Raw genomic sequence first — 3208 nt, 5'->3', positions numbered from 1 at the left:
ACACGCTGACCTTCGCATTCCTCTCAGCCTCCGGAGGCCCGGTCGACAACGCGGAACAGAGCGTCGAGGCGGTCGCGCCCGGACGGACCGTCAAGGGCACCGTCGCCGTGGGGGAGCCGGTCGGGAACGCATCCGAGGTGACGGGCGTAGAGGTGAGGAAGGTACGTAGCGTCCCACAATCCGAGGCATCGTCCGCCTCGGGAACGTGCCCGAAGTCGGGCATGCGCCTCTACGCCGACCAGGGCGACGCGGCCATGGGGCTGCGCGCCGTCGGCCTGCACCTGGTCAACTGCGGGACCGGACCCCTTCGGCTCAACGGCTACCCGAAACTCACGATCGAGGACGAGGACCACCACACCGTGGACGGTGTACGGATCCTCCGGGGGACCGATCAGATCAGTACCGGTCTCGGTGGGGACGGCAGCCCGCAACCGGTCGTCCTGCGTCCGGGCGAGGCTGCGCTGGCCGAACTGGCCTGGCGGAACACCACCCAGGCCGGTGCAGCGGTGAACGCGCCGTACGTCCGTGTATGGGCCACGCCCACCGCCGATCCCGTGATGGTGATGCCGGAACTCGACCTCGGGACAACCGGAAAGCTCGGTGTCGGTCCGTGGCGGAAGGACGAGACACACCGGGAACCCGGCCCCGCCACCACCACCGCCGCCGCGCGTCCGTGATCGCGCTCCTCACCCTGATCGGGTGCGCGCTTGCCGTGTACCTGTTCGCGCGCCCGCGTACGGCATCCGGGTTCAAAGTCGTCCTGCTCACCGCGCCACCGGTGGCCGGAGTCGTGTGGCTTCTGGAGGAAGTGTTCGAAAGGTGGTTCACCGCCGTCGCCGTCGCAGCGGCGTACTTGGTCGTATTGATCGCGCTGATCGGCCTGCTTGGCCACCATCGCCTGCCGACCTGGTCGAAGGTGACCGTGTTCGTCACGGTTCCGGTGACGGCGCTGGCCTGGCTGCTGGTCGTCACGGCGGACGACACGATCAAGGACCCCGGCGAGGACCCGTGCTCCATGTATTACGGGGGCGTCGGCGTCTCGAGGGCGTTTCCTCCACAGGCGTACTGCCGCTACGAGGACGGCAGCACCCACGACCTCGCGACCGGCGCCCAGTTCGTGTTCTGGGTCTGCTTCGCGATCAGCCTGGCGCTGCTGTCGATGGGCCTTTGGCAGGTCGTACGGGACCCGAGAACGCTCGTGCGGCAGTTCCGCTCCGGTCTGACTCAGTCCACTCGAGGAACCCCATGAGCGACGTCACGGCCGACGATTGACGTAGCTGTCGCATCCCCGGCACGGCGAGCACCCGACACCGAACGCCGACGGCCTGTGCCGGCCGCCCACGACTTCGCGGCGCCCCGGTGCTGAGACGCCAAGGCATGGACCGTCGTAGTCATGGTTCGCAACGCCGGGCTGCGTGACGAGGGCCGCGAACCGTGGGACTGCGGCAAGCAAGCAACCGAACGTTCCAACGCTCAGCCGCAACCGGGACGGATTCGCCGCCTGCGGCGACGAGTTCCTCGGCTGCCCGCCATGCTGGGCGTGCCGCAGCTCACAGCGGCTGCGGGACGGGGGCGGGGAACAACCGGAGCTGGTTGGCCGTTCGTTCATATGTGGCTGGTGGAGGGGACAGTGTCCCCGGGCCCTACCTATAGCCCATGGGGACGATCGTTCGGCTGAAGCCCCATGGAGCCTTTCGCCGAGAGGCGACCGCCCTCCGCCCGTCACCGCACACGGCCCCGGCTGGTCTCCCCCGTCCAGCCGGGGCTTTCGTGCGCCCACTGTCCGCGCGGCCCCGAATCCGAAGACCCAGTCGCTTTCAGGCGATGTGCAGCGTGCTCAGGGCCGTGGTCCAGTCGGTGACGATCGCCTGCTGTGCGGCGGCGAGGGTGACGGTGCCCTTGCAGACCGCGGTATGCAGCTTCGTCTCCACCGGGTCCTTGGCGTTGTTGACGCCGGAGCCCTTCTTGTGGCCGGGGTCGGCCGGCTCCACCCACAGGTTGCGGCGGCGTTGAGCTTCTTCTCTTTGCCCGTCACGTACGTGGAGGGGCGTATCCCGGAGGTGTAGCCGCCCTTGCGGCAGATCGTCGAGGACAGGTTCGTCTGCGTGACCGCCGGGGATATCGCGCCCGGCGTGCACGTCGAATCCTCCAGCGGTTCTCCCTTGAGGTATCGGTAGTGGCAGGAGCCCGCGGCCGGCTGCTTCTGCACGGTGTAGTGCTTCTGCGGGCCCGCCCCCACCGCTATCGCCCGCCCAGAGCCGGCGGATGCTCCCGTCACCGGGCTCTGCGTCCCGGACGACGTCGACGTGCCGAGCGAAACGGGTGAACAGCCTGCCAGCAGCAGGCTGATGAGCAGGATGGGCGGCGCGGTATGGCGGGCAGAACGCATGACGGTTCCTCACAGGCAGACGGTGACACGGTGGCTGAGCAGATGCTCCTCCATGCCGATGTCCTGCCGCCGCGCGGGGTCCGGCTTCGTCGTCCGGCACGTAGCTGTGTCCTGGGGTGGGGTCGACGGCGGCTCTTGGAGGAGCCACCTGCCGGAGCGCCTTGATGGTGCTCTGTCCCTCACTGCGGCTGCGTCACCGTTGCCGGTTCTGCCCGGGCGCCTCTCCCCCCGTTGACAGGGCTCGTACCGACCGGGCGACCTCGTCGCGGAGGTCGTCGAGGCTGTGGTCGGGGCCGAGGACCATACGCCGCAGCTGGGGCATGCCGATGCTCCAGCCGGCCAGGGCGAGCGTGAAGAACACGCGGGCCCGCGCGTCGCCGCCCGGGCCGCCGGATGCGGCGGCGTCGATCTTGTCCTGGTAGTGGCGGGTGCGGGCCTCTTCGGCCGGGACGGGCTGGTCGCCGATCTCCAGGGCCTCCCACATCACCAGGCGCAGGGCTTCGGGGTGGGCGCGGTGGTAGTCGAAGAGGCGCTCGGCGTAGCCGGGCAGGTCGTCGCTGGGCGGGACGGCTTCGGCGAGGTCGGCCAGGGTGCGTTCGACGACGACGGCGAAGAGCTTGTTCTTGTCGCCGAAGTAGTCGTAGATCGCACGCTTGTTGGCCTTGGCCGCGGTGGCGATACGGTCCACCCGGGCGCCGGCGACGCCGTACGCGGCGAACTCCGTGGTGGCCGCCGCGAGGATGCGTTCTTTGGTCGCCGTGGAGTCGTATGCCATGCATCCGATGGTAACGAACTGGTTCGTTTGACGAATTCAAGGCG

3 protein-coding genes and 1 pseudogene are annotated in these 3208 nt (G+C 69.0%); 2 read left to right on the top strand and 2 right to left on the bottom strand.

The genetic code is table 11. The annotated features are described in order from the left end of the window. Together JF597_RS52980 and JF597_RS52975 are read left to right on the top strand one after the other, a co-directional pair. A partial coding sequence (locus JF597_RS52980; protein ID WP_294014127.1) for a DUF4232 domain-containing protein occupies window positions 1-677 on the top strand: 677 nt, incomplete at its 5' end. After that, a complete protein-coding gene (locus tag JF597_RS52975) occupies window positions 674-1249 on the top strand; it encodes a hypothetical protein (RefSeq protein WP_294014125.1) in 576 nt (191 codons plus the stop codon). The genes JF597_RS52980 and JF597_RS52975, both read left to right, overlap by 4 nt. Window positions 1250-1817: 568 nt before the next feature. Here the strand turns inward: JF597_RS52975 and JF597_RS52970 are convergent. Next, window positions 1818-2389 (bottom strand): annotated as a pseudogene (locus JF597_RS52970) (hypothetical protein). A 193-nt stretch (window positions 2390-2582) separates the two neighbouring features. Further along, on the bottom strand, window positions 2583-3164 hold the full coding sequence (locus JF597_RS52965; protein ID WP_294014123.1) for a TetR family transcriptional regulator: 582 nt from the start codon (window positions 3162-3164) through the stop codon (window positions 2583-2585). Between the last annotated feature and the right edge of the window lie 44 nt (window positions 3165-3208).

The organism is Streptomyces sp., from assembly GCF_019510245.1.
Classification (GTDB): Bacteria; Actinomycetota; Actinomycetes; order Streptomycetales; family Streptomycetaceae; genus Streptomyces.
This window is presented reverse-complemented; position numbering and strand designations above follow the sequence as displayed.